The organism is Halorientalis litorea, from assembly GCF_023028225.1.
Lineage (GTDB): Archaea > Halobacteriota > Halobacteria > Halobacteriales > Haloarculaceae > Halorientalis > Halorientalis litorea.
The window spans coordinates 2,527,845-2,550,924 of the sequence record NZ_CP095482.1; the positions used below are offsets into that span (position 1 = coordinate 2,527,845).

Sequence of the window (23,080 nt, forward strand, 5' to 3'; positions counted from 1 at the left end):
CTGGCAAATTCGAACTGTTCCGGTGACTCGAACGACGAATCGTGCCTTCGATGCTGTCGAAACCGTTTTCAGACGCATCGGCGAACTCGCATGTGATGACCGACAACGGAGACGACGGGACAGCGTCGGGCCGCCGGAGCAAGGTCGGGCGTGTCATCGCGGAGCGGGAACTCGACGGCCTCGGGGACGAACTGGAGCGACGCTGGACGGGGGACCGGGGGGAACGGCAGAGCCTCCGGGAACTCGCGGACTGGTTCAACAGCCGGGTCCTCGAAGCCGCGATGGCGGCCGCTGGCGAACAGGTCCTCGATGGCGAGGCGGCCAACCTCTACGACCTCCTGACCGGCGACGAAGTCAGCGGCGGGACACGGACGGAGGCGGAGCGTCGGCTGGCACGCACGGGCGTGGACGTGGACGAGGTGAAGCGTGACTTCGTCTCACATCAGGCAGTCCACACCTATCTCACCGACTACCGGAAGGTCGAGGGCCCCTCGAACGAGACGGAGCGGAGCGTCGACGACGCCACCGAGACCATCCAACGACTCCGAAACCGGACGAACGCCGTCGTAGAACGCACCGTCGGCGCGTTGCACGACGCCGACGAGATATCGGTCGGTGACTTCGACGTTTTCGTCGACGTGCGCGTCTCCTGTAACGACTGTCAGCGGACCTACGGCGTCACCGACCTTCTCCGGAACGGTGGCTGTGACTGTCAGTGAGGCCACCGGAACCGGGGCAACGCCATTACAAACATAATCTTGTAATGGACGTGGGGACGGCCGAGGGTAGCGTCTGCCTTCTCTGTCCGACTGTCGTCGCCGAACCGTGTCGACCGTCCACGGTGAAAGCCGATGACAATTGTTCCGACTGTGCGAACGCTCGCACAGTCGGCACTGACGGACTGGCAATCTACCCGACTCAGCCTTCGAGACGGCCCCCGAGTGGGCGTGTGTCGACACGTGCTGATTCGTGAACTATGTGGACGCTACCTATCGGGGGGGGCTTCGCTGGCACGGACTATGCAAAACCGCAAGAAGTGTGTCGGTTAGCTCGGCCCGGACACGGTTTCTACAGGTCTCTCTCGGGGCACACTGTGTTCGAGCATCCGGGACAATTGTGTGGGGTGGTCACGTGGGGCAATCACTGGACACGACTGGCGCGCCGAGTCGGCGAGCCAAGGTCCCACTCACGGAATCGCCGTAACAGTTAGATAACTCCCCGTCGAACGGGCCGGCAATGGCGTTGCTCGAAGTAAGCGGTCTGACGAAAGAGTTCGGGACGATTCAGGCTCTCGACGGTGTCGACTTGGACATCGAAGAGAACAGAGTCTACTCGATAATCGGGCCGAACGGTGCGGGGAAATCGACGCTGTTCAACTGTATCACGGGCTTTTACTTCCCGACCAGCGGGTCGGTGCGGTTTCGCGGCGAGGACATCACCGGACGTGCCTCGTACTCCATCGCGCGGGACGGTATCCGCCGCGTGTTCCAGTCGACGGACGTGTTCGACGAGTTGACCGTCCTCGAAATCGTCAATCTCGCGGCGACGAACTCCGACCCGAAGGAGTTGATGGAGACGCTCGACCTGATAGAGATACGCGACGAACAGGGAGACAGCCTCTCGCTGTACGAACGCAAGCGGGTCGCCCTCGCGCTCGCCATGGACGGCGAGTTACTGCTCCTCGATGAAATCTTCTCGGGTCTCAACCCCACCGAGAAGCCCAAGATGAGAGAGTACATCGAGCGAATCGCCGAGAAACGGACCGTCGTCCTCATCGAACACGACGTGGAGACGGCCTTCGAACTCGCCGACGAGATAATCGTCCTCTATCAGGGGCGCGTCCTCGGAACCGGCAGCCCCGAGGAAATCAAGAACGACCCCGAGGTGAAGCAGAAGTACCTGAGCGAGATGGCACTGTGACGCCACTCCGGTGCCGTCGGGAGGTATGTCAGTAGCAGTGAAGCCCACGAGTCCGCCCGACAGGACCCAACCCACATAAAAAACCACCGTGGACTTTATATAATGCCCGATATACAGGGGTACTATGCCATCAAGGCGAACGTACCTACGTTCAGTGGGCGGCGCGGTGACTGTTGGTGCCCTCGCAGGGTGTTCGGGTCTCACCGGCGGCGGCGGTGAGGACCAAATCACGTTCGGTGCCGTCAACCCGCTGTCGGGGCCGGCGGGTTTCTTCGGTGAGCTCATCTCGGATATCCAAGGGAGTTGGCAGCAGCGAGTCAACGAGGACGGCGGCCTCAACGTGGCTGGTGAACAGCGCGAAGTCGTCATCGAGGAGTACGACTCCGAAACGAGCAACGAGGGCGTCCGCTCGGGCATCGAGAACGCCGTCAACGTCGACAACGTCGACATGGTCCTCTCGGTGTTCCGGACCGGTGGGTCGCTGACCGCGGCCCCGATTCTCAACGAGAACGAGATTCCGGGCATCACGCACGGGTTCACGCCACGTATCAACGAGGAGGGGAACTACCTCCTGCGCTGGACCACCAGCACGCTGATGCACGCGTACCCGTACCTGACGTGGATTTCGGAGAACGACGACATCGAGACGGTCGGGTACCTCGTCGAGGAGGGCGAGTTCGGTGACGACGCCCTCCGTTCGGTCGACTACTGGTTCCGAGAGGCCGACAACCCCGGCGATTACGTCCAGTTGGGTCGCTTCCCGCGGAGTCAGCAGGACTTCTCGTCGTTCATCTCGGAGGCGAGCAACGCCTACGACAACGGCGACATCGACGCGGTCATCATCGACACGTGGGCGACGCCGCTCCAGTTGTTCCTCGAACAGCAGGGCCAGCGGGGCCTCAACGAGCAGATGCCGGTCATCTCGGGCGTCGTCGGCGGCGACTGGACGCCCAACATCGGGGAACTCGGCTCGGCGATGAACAACGTCTACCACTCGCAGGTGTACGCCCGCCCCGAGTGGGCCGGCAACGAGGCAATCGCCCAGACGCTCCCCGACGACTTCGAGGAGCGGGCCAGCGCGCTGGAGGGCCTCGACCTCGAAACCCAGCACCCGGTCAACAACCTGTTCTACTCCGAACTCATCGGTGTCGAACAGGCGTTCCAGAACGCCGAATCCGCCTCGGGTCCGGACCTCCGGGCGTCCCTCGTCGAGAACGAACTTGAGACTCTCGTCGGGCCGATTACAATCAACAACAAGGGGCAAGGTGCGGTCAACGCTGCCCTGTCACGGTTCAGCGTCGAGGGTGGCGACCCGGCCGTCACCGAAGTCCCGTGGTCGGGCGAAGTCCCCGCCATCACGAGCATCCCGCCGGAAGTCGACCTCTGACCACCTGACCAACCTTCACAATGGCTCTCACAGACGCACTGATAAACGGATTGATAATCGGGAGCGTGTACGCACTGTTCGCTGCCAGCTTCACCATCATCTTCGGCGTGATGGACATCCCGAACATGGCACACGCCGCGCTGTTCGCCGGCGGCGCGTACGTGTACTACCAGTTGGCGGGCATCATGGGACTGCACTGGACTATCGGCATCCTCGGGGCCGTCGTCGGCATCGTCGCCGTCGGTGCCGTCATGGAACTCACGCTCCTCAAACCACTCTACGGGCGGAGCGAGTCGGAGTACATCTTCGGCGTCATCCTGATAACGTTGGGTGCCGCGCGCATCCTCGAAGAGGCGTTCGGGAGTATCTGGTCGCGCGCGCCACTCTCGGTCACCATCGCCGAACTCCAAGGTGCTGGCAAATCCATCCCGATATTTGGGATCCCGGTGTCGTACCTGCAAGTCGTGGTCATCGCCGTCGCGGTGTTGAACTTCGTGTTCCTCTACTGGCTCATCAACTACACGAGCATCGGGCGGAGCATCCGCGCGGTGGTGCAGGACCGCGAACTGGCGTACATGAAAGGCATCGACGTCGACCGCCTGTTCCTGCTCGCGTTCCTGCTCGGGAGCGGGATGATTGCGGTGGCGGGCGTGCTGAACGCCGCGCTGTTCACCCTCGAACCGTCGATGGGCTTCGGCCTGCTCATCAAGGCGTTCATCATCGTCATCCTCGGCGGGTTCGGGAACATCCTCGGTGCCGCGGCCGCCGGGTTCGGACTCGGCTTGTACGAAGCAATCGCGGTCCAACAGCTGGAATCGTACTACATCTTCGCCTCGGAGTTCCTGCTGCTCATCGTGTTCTTCCTCGCCAAGGCACTTCTCTCGACAGAACGGGCGAGTCCGGTCATCGTGCAACTGCGCGCTCGCGTCTCCGACTGGAGGAGTAGCGATGAGTGAGGAATCAGCACGACCCGAGGACGCGGCCGCAATCGAGGGGCTGGACATCGACCTCGCGGGCGTCGACTGGCCCGCGGTCGTTCGACAGGCACTGTACGTCCTCGTTCCGGGGCTACTGTTCATCCCCTTCGCCGCCTCGAACATCGGATTCATCGCGCGCCCCATCCTCATCTTCGCCATCATCGCGATGGGCTACAACATCATGGTCGGGTGGCCGGACCTGCTGGTGTTCTGTCCGGCGGCAATCGCCATCGTCGGCGGCGTCTCCTCCGGGCTGTTAGCACAGGCCGGTGTCCCGTTCCTCGTCGCGTTCCTGCTCGGCGGCGTGGCCGGGGCACTTGTCGGCGTCGTCGTCGCGCTCATCGCCATCATCATCCGCACCTCCTTCGACTTCGTCATCGCGACGCTCGCGCTCGAACAGTTGATATTCACCGCGCTCGTCATCTGGGCGGCTGTCGGCCCCGCCGGACTCCGGGTCGGTGACATCGAAACCCCGTCCATCGCCGGGATGGCACTGACCGGACAGGTCGAGACGTACCTCTTCCTGTTGGCAGTACTGATCTTCTCCGTCGTCGTCGTCGCCGCCTTCGACAACTCCCTGCTGGGGACGCTCTCGGTGGCGACCGGCGAGAACGAGGACCTGCTGACTTCCATCGGGTACCAGCCCTCGAAGTACAAGTTCGTCTCCCTCGTCCTCGGGGCCTTCCTGCTCGGCATCGGCGGTGCCTCGTACATCCACGTCAACAACCTCATGGTGCCTAACTCGTGGGTCCTGCCACAGACCGTCATCCTGCTGACCATCATCGTCGTGGGTGGCCTGCGGACCATCCACGGCCCGATAGTCGGCGCGCTCGTGATGGTCGGCATCCCCGAGTTCTCGCGGCTGCTTGGCATCAGTGGCTTCCAGCAGTACCTCATCGGCGGCGCGCTCATCGCCATCGTCCTGTTCGCGCCGGCGGGAATCCTCGGTACCTACCAGAACCGCGTCGGAATCTCTATCCGCGACAAGCTCAGGGGGTTGTGGTCGTGACCCGGAACACGCTCGGGAGGTGGGCACGATGAGTAGCGAGCCGCAACTCACCGTGAACAGTGTCGACATCTCCTACGGCGACCTCACGGTGGTCCGTGACGCGAGTATGACCGCCGACGAGGGCTCCGTCGTCTCCATCGTCGGTGCGAACGGTGCCGGGAAGACGACGCTGTTGAAGACAATCGCCGGCATCAAAGAACCCGACGAGGGTGCCATCACCTTCGAGGGACAGAACATCGTGGGGCAGAAACCCCACGAGATAATCGAGCAGGGGCTGGTGTACGTCCCCGAACGGCACCAGATATTCCCGGACATGACGGTCCGCGAGAACCTGCTCATCGCCCGGTCACCCATCGGGGAAGCGGGCGCGACGGAAGCGATGGCCGACCTGTTCGACATCTTCCCCATCCTCGACGAACGCGAAGACCAACTCGCGGGGACGATGAGCGGCGGGCAACAGCAGATGCTCGCCATCGCGCAGGGACTGGTCGCGGAACCCGACCTCCTGATGCTCGACGAGCCGACGCTCGGCCTCGCGCCACAGATCGTCGACGACGTCTGGCAGACGATTCAGGACATCAGCGAGGAGGGCGTGACGATAATCCTCGTGGACGAGAAAGTCGAGTTGGCCCAAGAGATAGCCGACTCGATGTACCTGATGCGCGAGGAGACGCTCACCTACCTCGGCGAGCGCGGCGAGTTCCGCGAGGCCTACGAAGAGGCTACGAGCAGCCTGATGGGCTGACCTCGCCGGAACTTTCTTGCCCCGTGGCGGGGAACGTCGTTCCATGTCCGTCGAAGAGCGGCTAGAGCGACTGGAATCGGGTGAAGAGATACGGCAACTCCGTGCGAACTACTGCTACCACATCGACCACACGAACCCCGACGAGTTCACGTCCCTGTTCGTCGACGACGGCACTATCGACTTCGGGAGTGCCGGCACCTACACCGGCCACGACGAACTCCACGAGTTCGTCGCCGACATCGTGCCCGACTACTACTCGTTCATCGTCCACATGCTCCACAACCCGATAATCGACGTCGACGGCGACACCGCGAGCGGACGGTGGTACTTCGAGGCTCCGGCCACCTCCGAGGGCACGGACATGTGGATACAGGGAGAGTACACCGACAGCTACGTCCGCGAAGACGGTAAGTGGTTGTTCGAGTCCGTCGACACTCGGTTCAACTACGTCGCCGAGTACGACGACGGCTGGGGCGAGGACTGACCGGCGGCGGTTCCGGTCGGAACTGTCTGCCGAGCGGTGTCGTGGATTTATTTGCTCCCGGGTTCCCAGTGTAGGCAGAGCATGGTATCCTTGACGAGAGAGACTGTCGCGGACGCAGTCGACACGCTCGCGGCAGAACACGACGGGACCGCGCTCCGCTTCGAGGGACGGGAGACGACGTTCGACGAACTCGCCGAGGGGAGTACCGACTTCGCCGACGGCATCGCGGCGTTGGGACACCAGTCCGGCGACCCGGCGGCGATTTGGCTCCCGAACCGTCCGCAGTGGTTCGAGTCCTACGTCGGCTTCGCCCGCGTCGGGGCACCCGTCGTGACGGTCAACACGCGGTATCGCACGCACGAACTCGAATACATGCTGGAGGACAGCGAGACGACGACGCTGGTCCTGCAGGGGCAACTGCTGACCCGGGACTTCCTCGACATGCTCCGGGACGTGTGCCCGGCAGTCGACGAGGTGGCTCCCGACGAACTGGCGGCCGCCACGGACCTCGCGCTGGAGCGTGTCGTCGTTCTCGACCCGGACGGGGACACGGACGTTCCACGCGGCGCGTACACCTACGACGAGGTCATCCAGCGGGGCCGTGACGCCGGCGCGCTCGCCGCCGACATCGACGTCTCCCCGGATGACCCCGCCACGGTGTTCTACACCAGCGGCACCACCTCCCAGCCGAAAGGCGTCATCCACGACCACGTGAGCACGGTCACCCATCCGCGCGCGATGGTCGAGTGGCAGCGCGTCGACTCGGACCACACGGGCATCGCCGTTATCCCCGTCTGTGGTGTCGCCGGCTTCGACTTCTCGTGGGCGAACCTGCTGGCTGGCACGACGCTCGTCCTCCAACCGACGTTCGACCCCGAGGACGCCGCTCGCGCCATCGAACAGCAGGAAGTCACCTACATCGCCGCCGTCGGCGAGATGTACGCGGCGATGATGGACACGGGTCGGGACCTGACCTCGCTCGAACGCGGGAGCGCGTGGCTGGTTGACCAGGACGACTTGGACGAGATAGAGGCGACGTGTGAGTTCCCGGTCGACCAGCCGTACGGCCTCAGCGAGGGACACTCTCACATGTGTCTCAGCCCGCCGGACGCCGACGCCGACGAACGGCACCGTGCCGGCGGCTACCCGATTCACGAGGACATCGAGGTGACCATCCGCGACCCGGAGACTGGCGAGGACGTGGGCACGGACGACCCCGGCGAACTCCACCTGCGCGGGTACGTCCGGATGCGCGAGTACCTCAACAAACCCGAGAAGACCGCCGAGGAGATAGACGCGGACGGGTGGCTGGCGACCGGCGACATGTGTGAAGTTGCCGACGACGGACGGATGACGTACCACTCCCGCATCGAGGACATGCTCCGCCTGCGGGGCTTCCGCGTGACGCCACAGGAAGTCGAGAGTGCCATCGAGGACCACGCGGCCGTCGAGCGGGCACAGGTCGTCGGCGTCGACAGGGGCGACGGCGAGGAAGTTGCCGTCGCGTTCGTACGCTGTGCCGACGGCCAGTCGGTCGCCGAATCCGACCTCGCCGCCTTCATGAACGAACACGTCGCCGACTACAAGGTCCCCTCCGAGTTCGTGTTCGTGGACTCGTTCCCGACGACCGAGAGTCCCAACGGCGTGAAGATACAGCGCGCGGAACTGGTCGACCGGGCGGGCAGGTTGGTGGACCCTGACCGAGGGACGTAACCGGTTGCCCCGTGGGTTTATGTTCCGCTCGGGGGGACTGACGGTATGGCCTACTCCACTGTCCAGCAGGTGCGCATCGAAGACACGACACAGGCGGGGACGATGTTCTACGTGAGCGTCCTCCGCTACCTGAACCGCGCCGTCGAGGACGTCCTCTCGGCGGTCGGGTACGGCTACGCCGAGAACCTCGAAGCGCGTGACCTCGCGCTGTTCGTCGTCCACGTCGACATCGACTACGTCGCGCCCGTCTCGCTGGGCACCGACATCGACATCACAGTCACGCCCACCGTCGACGACTCGACGATTACCTTCGACGCGACCGGACGGGCCGACGGTGAGGCGGTGTTCCGGGCGACGGAGGTCCGCGTCGCGGCGTCGCTGTCTGAAAAGGAGTCACGAGCGGTCCCCACGGCACTCGCGGACGGCCTCGCGGCGTACGCCGACTAGTCGCAGGTGGCTCACTGCGCCTCACGGTCCCACGCGTCGCCGATACCGCGTTTGCGCAAGTCGTGGCGTTGGACGTTGTTCTTCGTGTCGCTCCGGGGGAACGAGTCCACGAACTCGACGTAGCGGGGGTGTTTGAACGCCGCTAGCTTCCCCTCACAGAACGCGACCAGTTCCTCGGGCGTCACGTCGCCGTCGGCGATGACGTAGGCCTTGATGTCCTCCTCGCCGATTTCCGAGGGCACGCCGACGATGATGGCCTCCGCGACGGCGTCGTGGCGTTCGAGGACGACCTCTATCTCCTGTGCGGAGATGTTCTCGCCCATCCGGCGGAGCCAGTGGGCCTTCCGGCCGACGAAGCGGAACATCCCGTCCTCGTCGATGCGGCCGAGGTCACCGGTGTGGAGCCACAGCCCTTGGAACGCTTCGACGGTGGCTTCGGGGTGGCTGAAGTACTCCTTCATGAACGTGTGTGGGATGGCCGGGCGCAGGCAGATTTCGCCCACTTCGCCCGTCTCGACGGGGTCGCCGTCGTCGTCGAGTATCTCGAAGACGGCCCACTCGCAGTCGTCCACGTAGCCGGCGGGCTTGCCGGTGCCGTCCTCGATTGACTCGTAGTCGTCCTCGGTGAGCGTGTGGTAGGTCAGCAGGATGCCGCCGTTCTCCGAGAGCGCGTACGGTTCCACGATGTCGATGTCGAACCGCTCGTGGGCGGGGCGGGCGAACTCGGGGTCCATCGACCCGACGCCGACGCGTGCGGTGTTCTCGACGGGTCCGTCGTGGGTGCGCAGGAGCGCGCCCCAGATTCCGCCGAGCGGGTCGATGATGGTCGCCTCGTGTTCGTTGACTTGCTCGAAGAAGGCGGAGGCACTGAACCGACGGACGACGACGCTTTTCATGTCACACATCATCGGCCCGACGACGCCGAACTGCTGGCCGCCGACGTGGAACAACTGGAGGACGGTGAGGTGCGTGTCCGCGGGCGTCGCGTCGAACGCCTCGCGGTAGCGATATCCCGTCGCGACGACGGCGAAGTGGGGGAGGAGAATCGGTTTCGGGGTGCCCGTCGTCCCGCCAGTGAAGTTTATCTGTGCGGGGTCACCGGGTGCGACGTCCACCTCGGGGGGGTTACCGTCGGCGTCGAGCAAGTCCTCGAACGGGCGGGCACCGGCAAGTTCGGCCCCGCGGACGAACTCCTCTTGGACCGCCACGCCGTCACGGACAGACTGGTACTGGTCGAGACAGGACTCGTCGACGACCAGCGCGGTGGCTTCGATGTCCCGAATCGGTTGACGGAGGTCCGCCTCCTCCAAATCCGTGTTCAGCGACGCCCAGACCGCCCCGATGCGCATACAGCCGAACCACACGAGGACGTGGTCGAGGACGTTGGGCATGAACGTCGCCACGCGGTCACCCTTCCCGATGCCGAGGTCCGCGAGTGCCGCCGCGATGGTGTCCGCCTTCTCGCCGACTTCCGCGTAGGTCAACTCCCGCCCCGTCTCGCTCTCGACGAGGAACGTGTCGTCGCCGTTCTCGGCCGTCTTCGTCGCTATCAACTCCGTGACCGTGCTGATTGGGAACTCCCCCGGACGGACCGGCAGGTCCGTGGGTCTGGGCGATGATACCATAGTCCGAACTTCCCCGCCGTCGCACTTATACCTGCTTGTGAGGCACCACAGAGCCAGTTAGCACGCTATCACGACTGGTCCGGGTGCGCCCGACACAACGGTTTAGTCGCCGCCGGGAGATTGGTGTATCATGTCCGACCAGCAAGGCATGGACTTCCTCGACGGCGTCCCGAGCAACTGGGGTCGCTGGGGCGAGGACGACGAACTCGGCGCGGTGAACTACCTGACGAACGAGCAAGTGCTACGCGGGATTCGGGCCGTCGAGGACGGCGAGACGTTCGCGCTCGGCCTCCCCATCGGGCGGCCCGAGGGCGACCCAGTGTGGCCGGGCCGGGACGGGACGAACCACTACATGGACCGCGACAAGGGCCACTACGAGTCCGGAAAGGCCACCGCTCACGGCCGGGCGCAGGGGGCCGACGACGTGGTCCACATGCCGCTCCACGGGACGACACACGTCGACGCACCGGGACACATCTGGTACGACGACGAGATGTACAACGGTTTCGACGCCAACACCACGAAGGGAGGCCTCGACCGCTGTTCCGTCGACACCCTCGGCGACCACGGGATACTGGGTCGGGGCGTCCTGCTGGATATCGCGCGCCATCGCGGCGTCGAGACGCTCGAACCCGGGGCACGTATCACCCTCGACGAACTCCGGGAGTGCGCCGCGGCCCAAGGCGTCGAACTCGAACAGCGTGACGTCCCGGTCTTGCGGACGGGGTGGCTCGAACAGTACTACGACGAGGACGGCATCGACATCTACGAGGGGAAGTTCCGCGAACCCGGCCTCACCCACTCGGAGGAACTGCTGGAGTGGTTCCACGAGCGGGAGATTCCGGCGTTCGGTACCGACACCATCGCCAACGAACAGACAATCTCCGACGAGACGGGGACGCCGATTCCGCTCCACGCTGGCCTCCTGCGGGACCAGGGCGTCGTGTTCAACGAGATGCTCGACCTCTCTGCCCTCGCCGAGGCCTGTGACGAGAGCGGTCGCTACGCGTTCTTCTACGTCGCCGCGCCGCTGAAGTTCGTCCACGGCACCGGGTCGCCGGTGAACCCGCTCGCGGTCCGATAGCGCGGCGAAAAGCGCGACGCCGCGCTACTCGTCTGGGTGAGTGACCTGCTCGTCTATCTCCTGCCAGATATCGAACGCCATCGGGTTCTGTTCCTCTTCGAGGATTTCCGCGACGACGCCGGTCGCACGGCTGACGATGGCGAAGCCACGCGCCGCCGTCGGCGGGAGGTCCATGTCGAGCGTGACGGCCGCGATAGCTCCCGTCGCGTTGATGGGGAGCGTCAGGCCGGTGCGGTCCTCGAACTCCACCTGCACGTCGTGGATGATGTCGATGTGTTCGCCCGCCACGTCGGCGTCCTCGGCGAGTTCGAAGAACGTCTGTGCCCGCGGGTCCTCGGGGTCGAAGTCCGGGTGGCCGATACCGGCGAAGTTGTCGCCACGGTCCTGATAGTCGTCGACGAGTTCTTGCACGGCCGCCTCCCGGTCGTCGGCCGCGGCGAGGGTTTCGAGGTCCTCGGCGCACTCCTTCATCGTCCCGATGAACCGCGACCCGACGCCGTTGACCGCGTTGGCGACCGAGTTCTGGACCGCGTCGGGTTCGGTGACCAGCGTCAGCCGGCTCACGATGGACGACGGCGTGATGCCGTGGACCATCAGCGAGGACAACATCGCGTCGAGGACTTCCTCCTCCTCGGGGGTCGGTTCCTCACCCGTCCACATGTAGTAGAGCGTCTGGGTGAACGTCATCTCGCCCAGCACCTCGGTGGCGAGGTCCTTCTCCCGGAAGGAAATCGATTCTTCGTCGTGGTCCGACAGTCGTGACTCGAACGTACGCGACATGGGAGGGTCGAGACGCGCCCGGAGTATCAATCTTCGTGTCCCGGCCGAGATACCCTCGGTCGCACTCAGTTCGTCGAGGGGTCCCGCGTCGTGATACCGGGTTGGTCGCTCAGCGTCTCGAAGTCGTCGCTGTCGTGGAGGAAGGCGACCAGCGCGTCCTCTTCGCGGGCGAGGTCACGGACCCTTCGAATCGAGGCGACCGTCTCCTCGGTGGACCAGTTGAACGCGGTACACAGTTCCTTCTCGTAGGCGTCCCGGACGTGGGCCACGTCGGCGGCGAGAATGACGGTCTGACCCTCGACGGAGTCCAGCACGACCGACTGGTGGCCGGGCGTGTGGCCCGGCGTCGGGAGACAGACGACGCTTCCGTCGCCGAACACGTCGTAACGGCCGTCGGCCACGGTCACGTCGTAGTCGTAGGAGCGTAGCGGGCTGATGTCGTTTTCGAGGTAGAAGGTCCACTGGGTCTGGTCGGGCCACCACGCGTACCGGAGTTCGTCCTGCTGGACGACGAACTCGGCGTCCGGAAACTGGGTAATCTCGCCCGCGTGGTCGAGGTGGAGGTGTGAGAGTATCACCGTGTCAACGTCGCTCGGGTCGTAGCCCGCGTCGTCCAGTTGGGCCGTCAGCCGGTGGTCCTCGGTCATGGCCGTCATCCCGCGCATCGCCTTCATGTGGGGCGCGCCGTACCCCTCCGGGTCCTCCAGTGCCTCGTAGCTGACGCCGGTGTCGAGCAGGACCGTCCCCTCGGGGTGGTCTATCAGGTAGGCAGGGCATTTAGCGGTGTACTCGTTGCCGAAGCCGCGCATCTGGACGACTTGGCTGTAATCGAAGGTCCAGTCCGACGTGTTGAACGCAGTTACCTCTATATCCGGCATAGACGGGACAAGAGGGGGCACCCATATCATAATTGTGTCGTTCTGCCGAACGGTTCCGTAGCTGGCGGACTCGTGAATACGGCGACTGCCACTCCCGCGTGGATTTATGATACTCATCCCCCTACGGCCGACATGGAGATATCGCTCGGTAACGGGGACGCGGAGTTCCTCCACCGACTCCTCAGTAGCGTCGTGGTTCCGCGACCCATCGGCTGGATTAGTTCACGCGACGCGGACGGCCGGGTCAACCTCGCGCCGTTCAGCTACTTCACCGTCGCGAGTACCGTCCCGCCGGTCCTCGCGCTCTCCTTCGAACCGCGGGACGACGGGTCGACAAAGGACACGCCGTCGAACGTCGAAACGACTGGCGAGTTCGTCTACAACCTCGTGACCGAACCCCTGCTGGAATCCGTCGACCGGACCAGCGCGCCCCTCGACGCGGGCGAGAACGAGTTCGGCATCTCGGCCGTGACGCAAGCCCCCGCCGAAACCGTCGACGTCCCACGGGTCGCGGAAGCCGAGGCACACTTCGAGTGTTCCTTCGAGGACTCGCTGGACGTGTACGGCAACACCGTCGTCTTCGGCCGTGTCGAACACGTTCACCTCGCGGAGAGCGTCCGCGACGGCGGCGAGGTGGACGCAACGCTGGTCGACGCCGTGGGTCGTCTCGGCGGACCGTACTACACCGGCATCGACATCCTCCCGACACAACGGGACTACGACCCGGACCTCTGAGAGCGGCGGGAACGGCACGCTGAGCCGGGAGGAACGTTTATTTGACCGCGGACCTGCATACGAGAGAATGGTACACCTCACCCAAGAGCAACAGATGATAGTGTCGTCGGTCAGGGACCTCGCGGAGAGTGAGTTCGCCGAGAAGGCGGGCAGGTGGGGCGGTGAACTCCCGTGGGAGAACATCCACCTGCTCGCCGAGAACGACTTCCTCGGGCTGAACCTCGACGAGGCATACGGCGGGGCCGGACTCTCGGAGTTCGAGGCGATGCTGGTCATCGACACCGTCGGGCAGGTCTGTCCGGACACCGGCTACGCCCTGAACGTCCTGCACTTCTTCCCGCTTATCGTCCAGAAGTTCGGGTCCGAGACGGTCAAGGAGACGTACCTCCCGCCGCTCGTCGAGGGCGAGGCGTTCATCGCGACGGCCATCTCCGAACCCGAGTCCGGGTCCGACGTGTTCTCGATGGAGACCACCGTCCGCGAGGAGGGGGCCGAGTTGCGTCTGAACGGCCAGAAGACGTGGGTGAGCGACGTGCCCGACAGCGAGGGCGTCGTCGTCTGGGTCCTGTTCGAGGAGGGTATCGGGAGCGTCATCGTCGACTTGGACGCCGAGGGTGTCGAAATCGGCGAACACTTCACGAACATGGCCGGGCACACGCAGACCCAACTGTTCTTCGAGGACGTGGTGGTCCCCGACGAGAACGTCCTCGTCCGCGGTGACGCGGCGAACCAGTTCGAGTCGTTGAACTGGGAGCGGTTGGGTAACTCGGCGATGATAAACGGGTTCATGGGCTTCGCCGTCGAACGCGCCTTCGAGTACGCACAGGACCGCCAGCAGTTCGACCAGTCCATCCTCGAGTTCCAGGGCATCGAGTGGAAGTTCGCGGACATGGTGAAACACCTGCAAGCGTCGCGGTCGCTCGCGCTGTCGGCGGGGCGGAACGCGGCCGAACGCGGTGACCGCCCCGACCGACTGGAGAGTTCGCTGGCGACGCTGTACGCCTCCGAGTTCGCCGAACACGTCGTGAGCGAGGCACTCCAGATTCACGGCGCGAACGGCTACCAGCAGGGCCACCCCTTGGAGTACCTCTATCGGTTCGTCCGTGGCTTCCGCATCGGTGCGGGGACCGACGAGATACAGAAAAACCAGATAGCGGCGACGCTGAAACGGGAGGGCGTGCCGAAAATAGAGTGACCGGCGACGAGTGCGAGCGGGTCAGTACGCCTCGGGTGCGGCGGCCGCGAACGACCGCTCGATGGCGTCGTCGTCCAGACTGGACGGGAACGAGACCAACGGCGTGTCCACTGCCGGGGTGTCTTCGAGTTCGCCGAGTTTCTGTCGCACGTCGTCGGTCGTTCCCGAACAGCCCAAGTCGTCGACCATCTCCGGGGTGACGTGGCCGCGGGCCGCGTCCCTGTCGCCGGACCGCCACGCGTCGGCGATACGCTCGGCGTGGTCTGGGTAGCCCGTCGCCACCGCGTTCTTGTACCCGTCGGCCGACCCGGCGAAGTACGCTATCGCGCCGCGAACGGCGTCGCGAGCCGCATCCGGGTCGTCGTCGTTCGCGGCGACGTGTGCCCACGGCGCGACGGCGATGTCGTCGGGGTCACGGTCACGCTCCCGGGCGTGGTCGGCGACGTACTCGAACGCGCCGTCGAGTTCCGAGTACGGGACCATGTTCGGGAGCCACCCGTCACACAGCCGCGCGGTGACACGGCGGTTCGCCGGGCCGAGCGCGGCGTTGTACACCGGCACGTCCGCCGACAACCCCGGGAAGTCGGCCGTGTCGAACACCTCCCCATCGTAGTCCACAGAGTCGGTGTCGCTCGTGAACAACTGCACGAGTTCGACCGCCTCGTGTGTCCGCCGAATGGGCCGTTCGAAGGTCATTCCGTGCAGGTCCTCGATGGCCTTCGGCGTGCTGACCCCGACGCCGAGGACGAACCGTCCGTCGGAGAGACGGTCCAGCGAGTTCGCGCCCATCGCCAGCACCGCCGGAGAGCGCGAAAAGACGTTGACGATGCCCGTCCCGATAGTTACGCCGTCAGTCCGCTCGGCTACTGCCGCCAGTTCCGCGAAGGAGTTCTCGCCCCACAGTTCGCCCTGCCAGACCGAACTGTAGCCACGCGCCTCCGCTCGGACGCCGAACTCCGCTTGGCCAGTCTCCGCCGTCTCCGGCAGGAGTATCCCGACTGTCATCGCTCCGAAATACTGGGGTGGCCATCGACATAAATCACGGGCCCGACATTCGGTCCGGATTCAAACGGACCTGTCCGAATAAATATAATAATAAAGGTGAATAGCACATAATATAAAAAATATAATATATTAGAATATAATTTCCTTTGTGTAAAACAAACTTCCGAGCCACTTTAAAGCAATTTTGAACGGAGAAAATAATGAAACAAATTAAGACAGTTGTGAAGTGATATATAGGTGTATATTTTTGAAACCATATATTTGTGCTATTTCCTACGTGTATTAAAATAGGTCGTCGATTCGGTCGGCAACGTCGCCGTCCTCCCACGCGGTGCGCATCGCGTCCGTCTCGTGTTCCTTGACTGCCGCAGGGTCAGAGAGCGCGCTTGCCAACTCCTCTTTGACCAGTGCCATCGCGAGACCGCTGTTGTCGAGGAGTGTGGCGAGTAACTCTCTCGCCGTCTCGTCGAGAGGTTCGTCGCCGGCGACGGTGGTGACGAACCCCGCCTCGGCGGCTTCCTCGGCGTCGACAGCCGCCCCGGTGAGGAGCCACTCTCGGGCCCGCTTCTCGCCGACGATGCCGGGGAGGAGCGCGGGCGTGTAGGCACCGGCAGGCATCCCCAGTTTGACCTCCGGAAGCGAGAACGCGGCCTCGGGCGTCGCGACGACGAAATCGGCGGCCATGCAGACGAAAAAGCCGGTTCCGAATGCCTTCCCTCGGACCGCTGCGACGACGGGGAACGGCGCGTCGCGGATGGCCGTGACGAGGTCGTGGACGCTCCCGCTCTCGGTCGGGTCGAGGAACTCCTCGCGGGTCGCGCTCTCGACGTCCATCCCGACACAGAAGTTCTCGCCCGTGCCCGTGATTTCGACCGCGTCGGCGTCGCTCCGGTCGACCTGTTCGAACAGGTCGGTGAGCGTCCCCACCGACGAGAACGGGAGGGCGTTCAGTTTCTCCGGGCGGTCGAGGCGGACCTGCAGGACGGTTCCAGCCTGTCGCTCGTCCGACTCTACGGTCACGTATTGGTCGGTGGGCCACGTCGTCATGGAGACGACGACACGGCCCGCGAGGATGTACTTTCCCCCACTCGGGGGACAGACCGGAAACCAGATTCGGACCACGCCGTCGACTATCGCCGTCGGGGGTACTTCCTTTGTGAGTGGAATCTCGGACGGCGGAAGAATTAAGCCGTTTTCGGCGATTTTTACGGCCATGTACGACGAGGACGACCTCGCGGCCATCCGCGACGCCCGCGAGGAGTGGGAGGCCGAGACGCTGGACCCGGTGCTCGACGCCTACGGGGAGCGCAAGGACCGCTTCGCCACTGTCTCGAACCAGACGGTGGACCGCCTCTACACCCCCGAGGACGTTGCCGATTTGGACTACGAGTCCGACCTCGGCTTTCCCGGGGAGGAACCGTTCACGCGCGGCGTCTACCCGACGATGTATCGCGGCCGGACGTGGACGATGCGGCAGTTCGCCGGGTTCGGAACCGCCACGGAGACCAACGAGCGGTTCCACTACCTCATCGAGGAGGGACAGACCGGCCTCTCGACGGCCTTCGACATGCCCTCGCTGATGGGACTGGACAGCGACGACCCGATGAGCGACGGCGAAGTCGGGCGGGAGGGCGTCGCCGTCGACACGCTCCGGGACATGGAAATCCTCTTCGAGGGTATCGACCTCTCGGAGGTGTCCACTTCCTTCACTATCAATCCCAGCGCGCCGGTCATCTACGCGATGTACGTCGCGCTCGCCGACCAGCGCGGCGTCCCCCGTGAGGAGTTGCGTGGGACCCTCCAGAACGACATGCTCAAGGAGTTCATCGCACAGAAGGAGTGGGTCGTCCCGCCGGAACCCTCGCTGTCGGTGGTCACCGACGTCATCGAGTACGCCGTCGCGGAGACACCCAAGATAAGCCCCGTCTCCATTTCCGGATACCACATCCGCGAGGCCGGGTCGACTGCGGTGCAAGAACTCGCCTTCACCCTCGCCGACGGGTTCGCCTACGTCGAGGACTGTCTCGACAGGGGGCTGGACGTGGACGAATTCGCCCCGCAACTGTCCTTCTTCTTCAACTCGCACAACGCCATCTTCGAGGAGATAGCCAAGTTCCGCGCCGGACGGCGCGTCTACGCCCGCCTGATGGACGAGTGGTACGGTGCCGAGGCCGACGCCTCGAAACAGATGAAGTTCCACACCCAGACGGCGGGCCAGTCGCTGACGGCCCAGCAACCGCTGACCAACATCGTGCGCGTCACGGTCCAAGCACTCGCGGGCGTACTCGGCGGCACGCAGAGCCTCCACACCAACAGTTTCGACGAGGCACTCGCGCTCCCGGGTGAAGACGCCGTGCGCGTCGCCCTGCGGACCCAGCAGATACTCGCCGAGGAGTCCGGTACGGCCGACATCGTGGACCCGATGGGCGGTTCCTTCGCCATCGAGGCCATGACCGACGAGGCCGAAGCCGAGACGATGGCCTACCTCGAAGAGATACGCGAGATGGGCGACGGGTCGATGCGTGACGGTGTCCTCGCGGGCATCGAGAACGGCTACTTCCACCGCGAGATACAGGACGCCGCCTACGAGTATCAGGAGCGCGTCGACGCGGGCGAGGAAGTCGTCGTCGGCGTCAACCAGTACACCATCGAGGAAGACACGTCGGTCGACATCCTGCAGGTCGACGAGGAGGTACAGGAACGCCAGCGACAGCGACTGGCCGACGTGAAGACCGACCGCGACGACGACGCCGTCGCGGCGGCACTGGACGCGGTCCGTGGAGCAATCGAGACCGACGAGAACGTCATGCCGGCCATCGTCGACGCGGTGAAGGCCTACGCCACGATGGGCGAGATTATGGGCGTCTTCGAGGACCACTACGGTGCGTATCAGGAGACGCTCGGCCTCGCCTGACGGTCCACCGCAGTCGTCCGATTTTGGTCGGGGGTAGAATTATACGACCGGCAGCACCAACAAATCGAGAGAAGGAGACACATGTCAGACGAGAACATCACAGAGGACGTGGCACTGGAGTCACGCCTGACCGAACAGGAGTACTTCCGCCCGCCGACCGACTTCGTGGGGCAGGCGAACGTCTCGGACCCGGGGATATACGACCGCTTCGACGAGAACTATCCCGAGGCCTTCGAGGAGTACGCGGAACTGTTCGACTGGGACGAACACTGGGACGAGGTGCTGGACGACTCGAACCCGCCATTCTACGAGTGGTTCACCGGGGGCAAACTCAACGCCTCGTACAACTGTATCGACCGCCACTTGGACGAGCGGCCGAACCAAGCCGCGTTCATCTGGGAGGGGACCGACACCGACGAGCGCGAGACGATTACGTATCGTGACCTCTACAACCGCGTCAACGCCGTCGCCGCCAGCCTCCGGGACGTGGGCGTACAGGAGGACGACGTGGTAACCTGTCACCTGCCGATGCTTCCGGCACTCCCGGTGACGATGCTCTCGTGTGCCCGCATCGGCGCGCCCCACTCCGAGGTGTTCGCCGGGTTCTCCGCCCAAGCCCTCGCCGACCGCATCGACGACGCCGGCTCGGACGTGGTCGTGACCTGTGACGGCTACTACCGCCGCGGCGACTTCCTCAACCACAAGGAGAAGTGCGACGAGGCACTCGAACTCGCGGACTCGGACGTGGAGACGGTCCTGCTGTGGACCCGCCACGACGAACTCCACCCCGAGGTCGAAATCAGCGACGACGACCCCTACGTGCTGGTCGACGACTTGCTGGCCGAGAACGACCGCGCTCGCGTGGACCCCGTGTCCCGGGACGCCGAGGACCCGCTGTTCCTGATGTACACCTCCGGGACGACGGGGAAACCGAAGGGCTGTCAGCACCGCACCGGCGGCTACCTCTCGTACGTGACCGCGACCGCGAAGTACGTGCTGGACATCAAGCCGGAGGACACGTACTGGTGTGCCGCCGACATCGGCTGGATTACCGGTCACTCCTACATCGTCTACGGGCCGCTGGCACTCGGCACGACCAGCGTGATGTACGAGGACACGCCCGACCATCCGCACAAGGGCCGCATCTGGGACATGGCCGAACGCTACGACGTGGACATCTTCCACACCTCACCGACCGCCGTGCGGATGTTCATGAAGTGGGGTGCCGAGTACGTCGAAGACTACGACTTCGACTTCCGGCACATGACGACCGTGGGCGAACCGATTCAGCCGGAGGCGTGGCTCTGGTACTACAAGTACATCGGCGGTGAGGACGCCGTCATCGTGGACACGTGGTGGCAGACCGAAACCGGCGGGCACCTCATCACGAACCTCCCGGCACTCGAAGACATGAAACCCGGGAGCGCGGGGAAGGCCTGTCCGGGTATCCAGCCAGCAATCGTGGACGACAACGGCGACGCGCTCGAAGAAGCCACCGGCCGCGCGGGCAACCTCGTCATCCAGAGGCCGTGGCCCGGTATGCTCCAGACCGTCTACGGCGACGACGAGCGGTTCATCGACGAGTACTGGCGTGAGTTCTCCGACGTGGATAGCGACGACGCCGAGGACTGGGTGTACAAGGCCGGCGACGGTGCGGTCCACGAACGGGACGGCTACTTCCGCATCCTCGGCCGTCTCGACGACGTGATGAACGTCGCCGGGCACCGACTGGGGACGATGGAACTGGAATCCGCCGTCGCGGAAGTCGAAGCCGTCGCGGAGGCCGCCGTCGCCGCCCGCGAGGATGCCGAGAAAGGCGAAGTGCCCGACGTGTACGCCGTCCTCCGCGAGGGAATCGAGGAGAGTCAGGCCGTCTACGACGACATCGTCGCCGCCGTCGAGGACGAAATCGGCAAGTTCGCCCGTCCGGCGAACGTCGTCTTCGTCGACGACCTACCAAAGACTCGGTCGGGGAAGATAATGCGTCGCCTGCTCGAGAACATCTCGAACGACGACGAACTCGGCGATACGACGACGCTCAGGGACCCGAGCGTCCCCGAAGATATCCGCGACCAAGTCCGCGGCGACTGACCACCCCGCCGCCCGTTCGTGTTCCGGAGACGGAATGAACGGATTTTATGTTTCTTCCTGTTCATCAGCCCCGCATGGAGAAGCCACTGCTCGTTACCGATTTTCTCGACCGTGCCCGGAAACACTACGGCGACCGGGAGGCGGTGGTCGCGACCACTGGCGAGCGATACACCTACGACGAACTGGGTGCCCGTGCCGACGGGTTCTCGGCGACGCTACAGGCACGCGGCATCGAGAAGGGTGACCGCGTCGCGGTACTCGACCCGAACACCCACTACCACCTCGCGGCGGCGTACGGGTCCATGCAGATCGGTGCGGTCCACACGCCGCTGAACTACCGGCTGACGCCCGACGACTTCGCGTACATCCTCGAGGACGCGGGTGTCGACGCCGTCTACGCCGACCACGAGTACGCGGCCCGAATCGAGGCCGTCCGCGACGAGGTGCCGACGGACATCTTCGTCACGAACGACGCCGAGGCAGTCGACGGCGACTGGGAACCGTTCGAGGCGTTCATCGACGAGGCCGGCACCGACTACGACCGGCCGGCGATGGACGAGAGCGACGACATCACGATAAACTACACCTCCGGGACGACGGGCGACCCGAAGGGCGTCGTCCGAACGCACAGGACCGAGACGATTCACGCGTACCTCGTGACCGTCCACCAGGACATCACGGACGACGACGTGTACCTCTGGACGCTCCCGATGTTCCACGTCAACGGCTGGGGTCACATCTTCGCAGTGAGCGGGATGGGCGCGAAACACGTCTGCACGCGCGGGGTCGACGCCGAGTGGATATTCGACACCGTCACCGAGGAGAACGTCTCCTACATGTGCGGCGCGCCGACGGTGCTGAACATGCTCAAAGACTATTACGAGAGCAACGACGGCGTCACGACGACCGGAGACCGCGACGTTCGAATCGCCACCGCGGGGAGCGCGCCGCCGGAGGCCGTCATCCGAACCGTCGAGGACCAGTTCGGCTGGTACCTCAAACACGTCTACGGTGCAACCGAAACCGGCCCGCTCGTCACTACCTCCGACGCCCGGCGACTCTTCGCGGACGACGACGATTCACGGTTCAAAGTCAAGAAGCGACAGGGACTGGGCTACCTCGGGACGGACGTTCGGGTCGTCGACGAGGACGGCGACGACGTGCCACACGACGACGCGACAATCGGCGAAGTGGTCGTGGCCGGGAACCAAGTGATGGACCGCTACTGGAACAAGCCCGACGCCACCGAGGAGGCATTCACCGACCGCATCGAGGGGTACTACCACATGGGTGACCTCGCGACGGTCGACGAGAACGGCATGATTGCCATTCAGGACCGCAAGAAGGACATCATCATCTCGGGCGGCGAGAACATCTCCAGCATCGAACTGGAGGACACCCTGTTCGAACACGACGCCGTGAAGAGCGTCGCCGTCATCCCGTCGCCGAGCGAGCAGTGGGGCGAGACGCCGAAGGCTTTCGTCGTCCCCGACGGTGACCCGTCGGACCCGCCGGTCACCACCGACGAACTCAAACAGTTCTGTGAGGACCGGTTGGCCAGCTACAAAATCGTCCGCCGGTTCGAGTTCGTCCCCGAGTTGCCCACGACATCGACCGGGAAGATTCAGAAGTACGAACTCCGCGAACAGGAGTGGGAGGACGAGGACCGGATGGTGGGCGAGGGGTAGCTACTCGACGCTCGCGTCGTCGTACCGCCGTGAGACGTAGACGACGAGCCACAGAAAAAAGCCGAGGCCGACGGCCACGGTCACCATTCCGTAGAGTGCGACGCCGAGTGGCGTCGGCGGCAGTTGGATGACCCCGAACAGTTGCGGGTCGAGGCCCCGTGGCCGCGCGGACCCGAGGATGAAGCCCATGACGCCAGCAATCGCGATGACGGCGGCGTACACGAACAGCACGACGCGACTTCCGCGACGGTTCTCGACCATTGCCGTCGCTTGGAGACGAAGGAGATTAGCCTTTTCACTTCGTAGTCCTCGTAATGACCGAGAAAGACCTGCTCTTCCTCGTGCTGGCGGGCATCGCCGCGATGATGTTCCTCACCGGGTTCGTGCTCGTCGTCAACTGACC

21 protein-coding genes are annotated in these 23,080 nt (G+C 64.4%); 15 read left to right on the forward strand and 6 right to left on the reverse strand.

Annotated features, from left to right (window positions below; genetic code table 11):
* Positions 1 to 95: 95 nt before the first annotated feature.
* The 9 genes from rdfA to MUG95_RS13555 all read left to right on the forward strand — a co-directional run bounded on the left by rdfA (position 96) and on the right by MUG95_RS13555 (position 8,682).
* Positions 96 to 719 carry a rod-determining factor RdfA gene (rdfA, locus tag MUG95_RS13515; RefSeq protein ID WP_247008660.1) on the forward strand — a complete coding sequence of 208 codons (624 nt, stop codon included), beginning with the start codon at positions 96 to 98 and terminating at the stop codon, positions 717 to 719.
* A gap of 517 nt (positions 720 to 1,236) precedes the next feature.
* On the forward strand, positions 1,237 to 1,920 hold the full coding sequence (locus MUG95_RS13520) for an ABC transporter ATP-binding protein (RefSeq protein WP_247008662.1): 684 nt from the start codon (positions 1,237 to 1,239) through the stop codon (positions 1,918 to 1,920).
* 166 nt (positions 1,921 to 2,086) lie between these two features.
* On the forward strand, positions 2,087 to 3,307 hold the full coding sequence (locus MUG95_RS13525; RefSeq protein WP_247008664.1) for an ABC transporter substrate-binding protein: 1,221 nt from the start codon (positions 2,087 to 2,089) through the stop codon (positions 3,305 to 3,307).
* A gap of 20 nt (positions 3,308 to 3,327) precedes the next feature.
* A complete protein-coding gene (locus tag MUG95_RS13530) occupies positions 3,328 to 4,263 on the forward strand; it encodes a branched-chain amino acid ABC transporter permease (RefSeq protein WP_247008666.1) in 936 nt (311 codons plus the stop codon).
* Positions 4,256 to 5,293, forward strand: a complete 1,038-nt coding sequence (locus tag MUG95_RS13535) for a branched-chain amino acid ABC transporter permease (protein ID WP_247008668.1) — start codon at positions 4,256 to 4,258, stop codon at positions 5,291 to 5,293. The genes MUG95_RS13530 and MUG95_RS13535 overlap by 8 nt, the downstream gene beginning before the upstream one ends.
* 28 nt (positions 5,294 to 5,321) lie before the next feature.
* A complete protein-coding gene (locus tag MUG95_RS13540; RefSeq protein ID WP_247008670.1) occupies positions 5,322 to 6,038 on the forward strand; it encodes an ABC transporter ATP-binding protein in 717 nt (238 codons plus the stop codon).
* Positions 6,039 to 6,081: 43 nt separating this feature from the next.
* Positions 6,082 to 6,522 carry a nuclear transport factor 2 family protein gene (locus MUG95_RS13545; protein WP_247008672.1) on the forward strand — a complete coding sequence of 147 codons (441 nt, stop codon included), beginning with the start codon at positions 6,082 to 6,084 and terminating at the stop codon, positions 6,520 to 6,522.
* Positions 6,523 to 6,603: 81 nt separating this feature from the next.
* On the forward strand, positions 6,604 to 8,235 hold the full coding sequence (locus MUG95_RS13550) for an AMP-binding protein (RefSeq protein WP_247008674.1): 1,632 nt from the start codon (positions 6,604 to 6,606) through the stop codon (positions 8,233 to 8,235).
* A gap of 45 nt (positions 8,236 to 8,280) precedes the next feature.
* Positions 8,281 to 8,682 carry an acyl-CoA thioesterase gene (locus MUG95_RS13555; protein ID WP_247008676.1) on the forward strand — a complete coding sequence of 134 codons (402 nt, stop codon included), beginning with the start codon at positions 8,281 to 8,283 and terminating at the stop codon, positions 8,680 to 8,682.
* A gap of 11 nt (positions 8,683 to 8,693) precedes the next feature.
* Here MUG95_RS13555 and MUG95_RS13560 read toward each other — a convergent pair whose 3' ends face one another.
* On the reverse strand, positions 8,694 to 10,307 hold the full coding sequence (locus MUG95_RS13560; protein ID WP_247008683.1) for an AMP-binding protein: 1,614 nt from the start codon (positions 10,305 to 10,307) through the stop codon (positions 8,694 to 8,696).
* Positions 10,308 to 10,437: 130 nt separating this feature from the next.
* Between MUG95_RS13560 and MUG95_RS13565 the strand changes: the two genes are divergently transcribed.
* On the forward strand, positions 10,438 to 11,391 hold the full coding sequence (locus tag MUG95_RS13565; protein WP_247008685.1) for a cyclase family protein: 954 nt from the start codon (positions 10,438 to 10,440) through the stop codon (positions 11,389 to 11,391).
* Between the two features lie 24 nt (positions 11,392 to 11,415).
* Here the strand turns inward: MUG95_RS13565 and MUG95_RS13570 are convergent, their stop codons facing one another.
* A complete protein-coding gene (locus tag MUG95_RS13570; protein WP_247008686.1) occupies positions 11,416 to 12,171 on the reverse strand; it encodes a citryl-CoA lyase in 756 nt (251 codons plus the stop codon).
* Between the two features lie 65 nt (positions 12,172 to 12,236).
* Positions 12,237 to 13,049, reverse strand: coding sequence for an N-acyl homoserine lactonase family protein (locus tag MUG95_RS13575; RefSeq protein WP_247008689.1), 813 nt, complete (start codon positions 13,047 to 13,049; stop codon positions 12,237 to 12,239).
* 132 nt (positions 13,050 to 13,181) lie between these two features.
* On the opposite strand from MUG95_RS13575, the gene MUG95_RS13580 reads away from it, so the two are divergent.
* Together MUG95_RS13580 and MUG95_RS13585 are read left to right on the forward strand one after the other, a co-directional pair.
* Positions 13,182 to 13,784, forward strand: a complete 603-nt coding sequence (locus MUG95_RS13580) for a flavin reductase family protein (protein ID WP_247008690.1) — start codon at positions 13,182 to 13,184, stop codon at positions 13,782 to 13,784.
* 67 nt (positions 13,785 to 13,851) lie between these two features.
* Positions 13,852 to 14,979 carry an acyl-CoA dehydrogenase family protein gene (locus MUG95_RS13585; RefSeq protein ID WP_247008698.1) on the forward strand — a complete coding sequence of 376 codons (1,128 nt, stop codon included), beginning with the start codon at positions 13,852 to 13,854 and terminating at the stop codon, positions 14,977 to 14,979.
* Between the two features lie 21 nt (positions 14,980 to 15,000).
* Here the strand turns inward: MUG95_RS13585 and MUG95_RS13590 are convergent, their stop codons facing one another.
* Together MUG95_RS13590 and MUG95_RS13595 are read right to left on the reverse strand one after the other, a co-directional pair.
* Positions 15,001 to 15,984, reverse strand: coding sequence for an LLM class flavin-dependent oxidoreductase (locus tag MUG95_RS13590; protein WP_247008700.1), 984 nt, complete (start codon positions 15,982 to 15,984; stop codon positions 15,001 to 15,003).
* A 282-nt stretch (positions 15,985 to 16,266) separates the two neighbouring features.
* Positions 16,267 to 17,031: an enoyl-CoA hydratase/isomerase family protein gene (locus MUG95_RS13595; protein ID WP_247008702.1), complete on the reverse strand. Its 765-nt coding sequence runs from the start codon at positions 17,029 to 17,031 to the stop codon at positions 16,267 to 16,269.
* Between the two features lie 166 nt (positions 17,032 to 17,197).
* Here MUG95_RS13595 and MUG95_RS13600 point away from each other — a divergent pair, with 166 nt between their 5' ends.
* The 3 genes from MUG95_RS13600 to MUG95_RS13610 all read left to right on the forward strand — a co-directional run bounded on the left by MUG95_RS13600 (position 17,198) and on the right by MUG95_RS13610 (position 22,677).
* Positions 17,198 to 18,898 (forward strand): methylmalonyl-CoA mutase family protein, encoded by a 1,701-nt coding sequence (locus tag MUG95_RS13600; RefSeq protein ID WP_247008704.1) that lies wholly within the window; start codon positions 17,198 to 17,200, stop codon positions 18,896 to 18,898.
* Between the two features lie 81 nt (positions 18,899 to 18,979).
* Entirely contained in the window at positions 18,980 to 20,989 is a 2,010-nt protein-coding gene (gene acs, locus MUG95_RS13605) for an acetate--CoA ligase (RefSeq protein ID WP_247008706.1), read from the forward strand.
* A gap of 74 nt (positions 20,990 to 21,063) precedes the next feature.
* Complete coding sequence (locus MUG95_RS13610; RefSeq protein WP_247008708.1) at positions 21,064 to 22,677, forward strand: long-chain-fatty-acid--CoA ligase; 1,614 nt, start codon at positions 21,064 to 21,066, stop codon at positions 22,675 to 22,677.
* On the opposite strand, the gene MUG95_RS13615 is transcribed toward MUG95_RS13610, so the two are convergent.
* Complete coding sequence (locus MUG95_RS13615) at positions 22,678 to 22,938, reverse strand: DUF7520 family protein (RefSeq protein ID WP_247008710.1); 261 nt, start codon at positions 22,936 to 22,938, stop codon at positions 22,678 to 22,680.
* Positions 22,939 to 23,080 lie beyond the last annotated feature (142 nt).

Coding starts and splice junctions, on each gene's coding strand:
- MUG95_RS13595 (WP_247008702.1), bottom strand. CDS start 17,031: ATGACGACGTGGCCCACCGACCAATACGTGACCGTAGAGTCGGACGAG.
- MUG95_RS13540 (WP_247008670.1), top strand. CDS start 5,322: ATGAGTAGCGAGCCGCAACTCACCGTGAACAGTGTCGACATCTCCTAC.
- rdfA (WP_247008660.1), top strand. CDS start 96: ATGACCGACAACGGAGACGACGGGACAGCGTCGGGCCGCCGGAGCAAG.
- acs (WP_247008706.1), top strand. CDS start 18,980: ATGTCAGACGAGAACATCACAGAGGACGTGGCACTGGAGTCACGCCTG.
- MUG95_RS13610 (WP_247008708.1), top strand. CDS start 21,064: ATGGAGAAGCCACTGCTCGTTACCGATTTTCTCGACCGTGCCCGGAAA.
- MUG95_RS13590 (WP_247008700.1), bottom strand. CDS start 15,984: ATGACAGTCGGGATACTCCTGCCGGAGACGGCGGAGACTGGCCAAGCG.
- MUG95_RS13615 (WP_247008710.1), bottom strand. CDS start 22,938: ATGGTCGAGAACCGTCGCGGAAGTCGCGTCGTGCTGTTCGTGTACGCC.
- MUG95_RS13555 (WP_247008676.1), top strand. CDS start 8,281: ATGGCCTACTCCACTGTCCAGCAGGTGCGCATCGAAGACACGACACAG.
- MUG95_RS13545 (WP_247008672.1), top strand. CDS start 6,082: ATGTCCGTCGAAGAGCGGCTAGAGCGACTGGAATCGGGTGAAGAGATA.
- MUG95_RS13575 (WP_247008689.1), bottom strand. CDS start 13,049: ATGCCGGATATAGAGGTAACTGCGTTCAACACGTCGGACTGGACCTTC.
- MUG95_RS13520 (WP_247008662.1), top strand. CDS start 1,237: ATGGCGTTGCTCGAAGTAAGCGGTCTGACGAAAGAGTTCGGGACGATT.
- MUG95_RS13565 (WP_247008685.1), top strand. CDS start 10,438: ATGTCCGACCAGCAAGGCATGGACTTCCTCGACGGCGTCCCGAGCAAC.
- MUG95_RS13600 (WP_247008704.1), top strand. CDS start 17,198: ATGTACGACGAGGACGACCTCGCGGCCATCCGCGACGCCCGCGAGGAG.
- MUG95_RS13585 (WP_247008698.1), top strand. CDS start 13,852: ATGGTACACCTCACCCAAGAGCAACAGATGATAGTGTCGTCGGTCAGG.
- MUG95_RS13535 (WP_247008668.1), top strand. CDS start 4,256: ATGAGTGAGGAATCAGCACGACCCGAGGACGCGGCCGCAATCGAGGGG.
- MUG95_RS13560 (WP_247008683.1), bottom strand. CDS start 10,307: ATGGTATCATCGCCCAGACCCACGGACCTGCCGGTCCGTCCGGGGGAG.
- MUG95_RS13550 (WP_247008674.1), top strand. CDS start 6,604: ATGGTATCCTTGACGAGAGAGACTGTCGCGGACGCAGTCGACACGCTC.
- MUG95_RS13580 (WP_247008690.1), top strand. CDS start 13,182: ATGGAGATATCGCTCGGTAACGGGGACGCGGAGTTCCTCCACCGACTC.
- MUG95_RS13530 (WP_247008666.1), top strand. CDS start 3,328: ATGGCTCTCACAGACGCACTGATAAACGGATTGATAATCGGGAGCGTG.
- MUG95_RS13570 (WP_247008686.1), bottom strand. CDS start 12,171: ATGTCGCGTACGTTCGAGTCACGACTGTCGGACCACGACGAAGAATCG.